The 4,978-nt window shown below is 53.1% G+C and carries 2 protein-coding genes and 3 tRNA genes; all 5 read right to left on the reverse strand.

The window, feature by feature from the left end; genetic code table 11:
- Positions 1 to 269: 269 nt before the first annotated feature.
- A tRNA-Glu gene (locus ACIOU9_RS17860) sits at positions 270 to 345 on the reverse strand.
- Positions 346 to 393: 48 nt separating this feature from the next.
- Positions 394 to 465 (reverse strand) — tRNA-Gln (locus ACIOU9_RS17865).
- 286 nt (positions 466 to 751) lie between these two features.
- Positions 752 to 825 (reverse strand) — tRNA-Pro (locus ACIOU9_RS17870).
- 109 nt (positions 826 to 934) lie between these two features.
- Positions 935 to 2,311, reverse strand: coding sequence for an FAD-binding oxidoreductase (locus ACIOU9_RS17875; protein ID WP_402697798.1), 1,377 nt, complete (start codon positions 2,309 to 2,311; stop codon positions 935 to 937).
- A gap of 176 nt (positions 2,312 to 2,487) precedes the next feature.
- On the reverse strand, positions 2,488 to 3,912 hold the full coding sequence (locus tag ACIOU9_RS17880) for an amino acid permease (RefSeq protein WP_402697799.1): 1,425 nt from the start codon (positions 3,910 to 3,912) through the stop codon (positions 2,488 to 2,490).
- Positions 3,913 to 4,978 lie beyond the last annotated feature (1,066 nt).

The following is a 4,978-nucleotide window of genomic DNA, read 5'->3' on the forward strand; positions in this document are numbered from 1 at the left end:
GAACGGGCTCAACGGGCTCAACGGGCTCAACGGGCTCAACGGGCTCAACGGGCTCAACGGGCTCAACGGGCTCAACGGGCTCAACGGGCTCAACGGGCTCAACGGGCAGTTTCCCCTCACCCGCGCTAGACCTGCAACTCTGCGCCGTTACATTACTGACGGATTACCCTGCTTAAGGAGGTATCAGCGGAAGCCGCTGTCGGTTCCGTAGAATCCTCGGTTTTTGGGCATAAAAAAATCGCGAAACATAAGTTTCGCGATTTTTGCTTTGGTGACCCCAACGGGATTCGAACCCGTGTTGCCGCCGTGAGAGGGCGGAGTACTAGGCCGCTATACGATGGGGCCGTATGCTGAAGATTAATCTTCAGCTCACCAAATCTCTTTGGTGAAGCGCTGGGATACCAGGACTCGAACCTAGAATGACGGAACCAGAAACCGTTGTGTTGCCAATTACACCATATCCCAATGTGACTTGGTATTCATTTGCTTCAGCAGCCGAAGCTGATCTGCGCTGAACGCCTTAGCACGAGATATAACTATACCTAAAAAATTCACGGATCGCACATCCTGGGGCAATATCCTCGAGTGATCTGCAGCTCGTTTATTGAAATGCCTGTAACAGACCTGAGCTTCGCTACACGTCAGCCGATAAATTGCCGCCGAAGGAGGCAGGTCCACTTGACCTGTCACTGCGTGCTGAGACGACTGCTTAATGCAAAAGAGGGAACCGAAGTTCCCCCTTAGCTGTGTGTCGGGATAACAGGATTCGAACCTGCGACCTCGTCGTCCCGAACGACGCGCGCTACCAAGCTGCGCTATATCCCGTGGTTACAACCATTTCACTATACACCCTGCAGAATTCTCATCAATGCCCGGCATAGCTACTCTTTTCTTTGCCGCCAAGTCCTTAGCCGGGCCTCGCAGCTTAAGACCATTAGATAGCTTTCCCAGGATTCAAGATATTCAACGGGTCCAAAAGGTTCTTGATCTGCTGTTGGAGTTCGATCACTTCTGTTGCTTGTTCCCATTGCAACCAATCTTTTTTGATCAGCCCGACACCGTGTTCGCCAGTAATTGTGCCGCCCAGTTCCAGTGCAATACGTACGGAGCTTTCAACTGCACGGTCAAGCCTCGCTAGTGGCTCGTTGCCGTCTTCCGGTTCTACAGAAAACGTCGGATGCAGATTGCCATCCCCTACATGCGAAATCATCCGCATGTTTACGTTTTCGTCCCGCGCAGCCCGTTGAACGCGGTGCACGTATTCAAGCATCTTGCTTTTCGGAATCGCGACATCCTCTCCAGTCCGGTAAGCATCGTCTTTAGTATCACCCCGGCTGGTTCGGCGCATTTCGATCAGTTGCGTAGCACTCGGATCTGCCGAATTGCTTAGCTGGGCATTGCGGTCTGCGAAAACACTGCGGAGAGCGGTTTCTTCACGCTCGGCGCCATAGCCATCCAGTCGAGCCAAGAGCATGGCACCGCCGTGACCTGCGTAATTCGTCGAGTACTGTTCATCAAGAATGAGCAGAGTCGAATGATCAATGAGTTCCAAAATGGCAGGCTGAATTCTGGCTTTGGCAATCAGTTGAACGCCCTCGACTGCTTCTTCCAGGCTGGGGAACAATAGAGCTATGTCTCGCTCGTCTACCGGGAGATAGCGCAATCGGAGAACTGCGCGAACGACAACGCCCAGCGTGCCCTCTGACCCTGTGAAAAGTGCGGCGAGATCATACCCTGCTACACCCTTAAACGTATTCTTGCCAACGCGGATTAGTCGGCCATCTGCCAATACTACGTCTAGGGAGAGCACTTCTTCTCGGGTCACGCCATACTTCGCGCACCGCAGGCCTCCCGCGTTGGTTGCGATGTTGCCGCCAATTGTAGACATCTTGTAGCTAGCAGGATCCGGGGCGTACATGAGGCCGAATTCGGAAACGGCTTCGTTCAGCTGATGATTGATGACGCCAGGTTCAACCACAGCGACCTCATCTTCCGGGCGGATCTCTAGGATTCTATTCATCTTGCTCAAGTTCAAGACGACGGCATCACCTAGTACGTGTACACCACCAGAAACACCTGTGCCGGCACCGCGGCTAATGACCGGTACCTTGTATTCGCTAGCCAAGCGTAGAACGTGTTGTACATCCGCTACGGAACTGGCGAAAACCACGGCCAGCGGTTCAATGGGATCCCCCGACAACTGACCGAAGTCTCTAGAGTTTTCTCGAAGCAGCGGGCCCGCTGTTTCAATGGCATTCTCTGGTAATGCCGCGCTGAGGGCATCTAGAAATCCGGCATGGGAAGCGGCCATCTTTATCTCCACGGATCGTTGCGTGCAAGTATTTACCTGAGACTACGGCTTTTGAGGGTCTTTGCCGAACTTGATGACTTGGCAATTTACTAGTAGCTCGGTTCAAAACTGCGTTTGCACCCTCATGGCCAGCCAGTCCGGGGCCGGCATACGTCATTGCCCTATTATTTATCGGGCTAAGACCGTTCAGCTGCTGCATTTTCTTTCGATTGCGCTGCTTGGATTTCTGCTGGAAGAGCTTTTCCTCTGACGAATAGTCGATAACAGACGCCCAGGATTGCCACCCAGATCAGACCGGTAATGAGTGCACTACGCGTATCCGGAATAATGCCGATTAAGATGATCACGAAGATCATGAAGGCCAGCGCCAAGTAGCTACCCACTGGCCAAAGCGGAACTGGGAATGCAGATGGTTCAAGATTATCTCTGTCTATCCGGTGCTTCATCCGAATATGAGAGATCAGGATCATCGACCAAACAACGACGGTGGCGAAAGTAGCCAATGCAGCAATGAGGAAGAAGATCTCATCTTCGAACCAGATGTTCAGCGCTACACCAATAAGCAATGCGCCGATCATCGATAGTGAAGTCACCCATGGGACCCCGTTAGCCGTGGTCTTCGTGAATACCTGTGGCGCCTGGCCTTGTTTGGCCATACCGTGAATCATGCGTCCCGCGCCGAAGATGTCTGCGTTGATTGCTGAGAGTGCCGCAGTGATGACGATGAAGTTCAGGACATTTGCTGCTGACGAGAAGCCGATGCTGGAGAAGATCGAAACGAATGGACTTTCACTACCATCAATCGTGTTCCACGGCTGAATGCACATGATGACACCGAGCGTGAGTACGTAGAACAGCAAGATGCGCACTGGCACAGAGTTAATTGCCTGCGGAATGACTTTACGCGGGTTTTGCGCTTCACCAGCGGTAATGCCGATCACTTCGGTGCCGCCGAAGGCAAACATGACAATGGTCAGGGAAGCGAGAATGCCCCAGACACCATGCGGCATGAAGCCGTCGCCAGCAAAGAGATTGGATAGACCTGCAGCTCCTTCGCTTTGGTTGCCCAACCCGAAGACGATTACGAGAACGCCACCAGCGATCATTGCCATGATAGCGACGACCTTGATCAAGGAGAACCAAAATTCCAGTTCGCCGAAGACTTTGACCGAGAGCAGGTTCACGGCGGCAATGAAGAAAACAACTGCCAGGATCCAGATCCATCGTTCGACGTTGGGAAACCAGAAACCCATAAATACGCCAAAAGCCGTCACGTCAGCCAGGGCCACCACAAACATTTCAAACGTGTAGGTCCACCCGGTTGCAAAGCCAGCAAAGCGTCCAACGAATTCAGTGGCATAGCTTCCGAATGAGCCGGAGGTCGGATTGCGGACTGCCATTTCTCCCAACGCACGCATCACCATGAACACCACTGCCCCACCGAGTATGTATGCCAACAGCACCGCTGGCCCAGCCATTTGAATGGCGCTTGCGGAACCATAGAACAAGCCTGTGCCAATAGCAGACCCTAGAGCGATAAACCTGATGTGCCGTGTGCTTAAACCACGTTTCAAGTTTTGACTTGTCTGGCTAGTACGCATGCTGCTCCTCCGATATTCCTAACTGCATCAGAGGTTTGCCGCTCACTTTTCATGGTGTGCTTCAACCCCGACATCCATGTAATCGCAGTCACACGCATCTTGGAGCGGGGAAAAAGACAAGATAGTCCGGTACCTCAGACTCTTGGTGAAAAGAAGCTGAGATACCGGACGGCAATTCTTCCAACGGGTATCTCGGGACAGCGTGATGGGCATTCTGGAATTTCGACCACTCGCGAGCTGTCGATAGAAGTACACATCCCGGCATGCAACGCAGTCAGATACTCGTGAATCCAATTGAAGGATCATGCTGCGCGATCCTCACCAACGACCTTGAGAATGCTTAAATGTGCTTGCGCAATCCCTCGATATCGAGGCAGGATTCCGATACGGCTGGCTTCAACGTGCTGCACGTCAGTGGTCAGCAGCCACGCCCGCCTGTGTCCGTCATGTTGTCCACCAGAAGTCAAAGCATCTACTGTCCGTAAGCGTCCGCGTCTTCAGAAACATGACACCGGTGCCTTCAGGCGGTGGATGACAGTATCTATTGCTTTCAAGGCTTTCCAAGACGAGGTCCACAATGACGTTCATTGGCCTGACCCAGTGAATTCTCGCAGTCTTGGTTCCCTTGGTCGGTCGAATCCCCTTACGGCGAGACCTGTGGTTGCCAGTTGCTCTCACCATTGCACGCCGGCAGGTGAATGTGGTGCAACTGCGGGATTCGTCTTCCGAAACGGAGCTGTCGCCTTGGTGCCTGAAACTCAAATTACGCAGTCCACCAGCTGGCATTTCTAGTCGATACCCGTCAGGGAACAAATATGGCTCAGCAAGGCTAGCTGGGATGACAACCTGATCTCCAATTTGGAGAAGTACTCCAGTGGATAATTCTCGGGTAACCTGGCCCTCGTCATCCGGTGCAAGCAACTGAGCTCGCCGGCAACCTCGCCAACACAAATACCCTGGACGCACTGCTCGTTAAAGCAGGAGGGGAGGAGGAACCAAGCAGCACCAGCTGCCCAATTCCCCCTCCCCTTCCCGTTAAACAGGTGAGGCCCCGGCACCAAACGGT

Origin of the sequence: Glutamicibacter sp. NPDC087583 (assembly GCF_044743685.1) — a bacterium.
In the GTDB taxonomy this organism is placed as follows: Bacteria; Actinomycetota; Actinomycetes; order Actinomycetales; family Micrococcaceae; genus Glutamicibacter.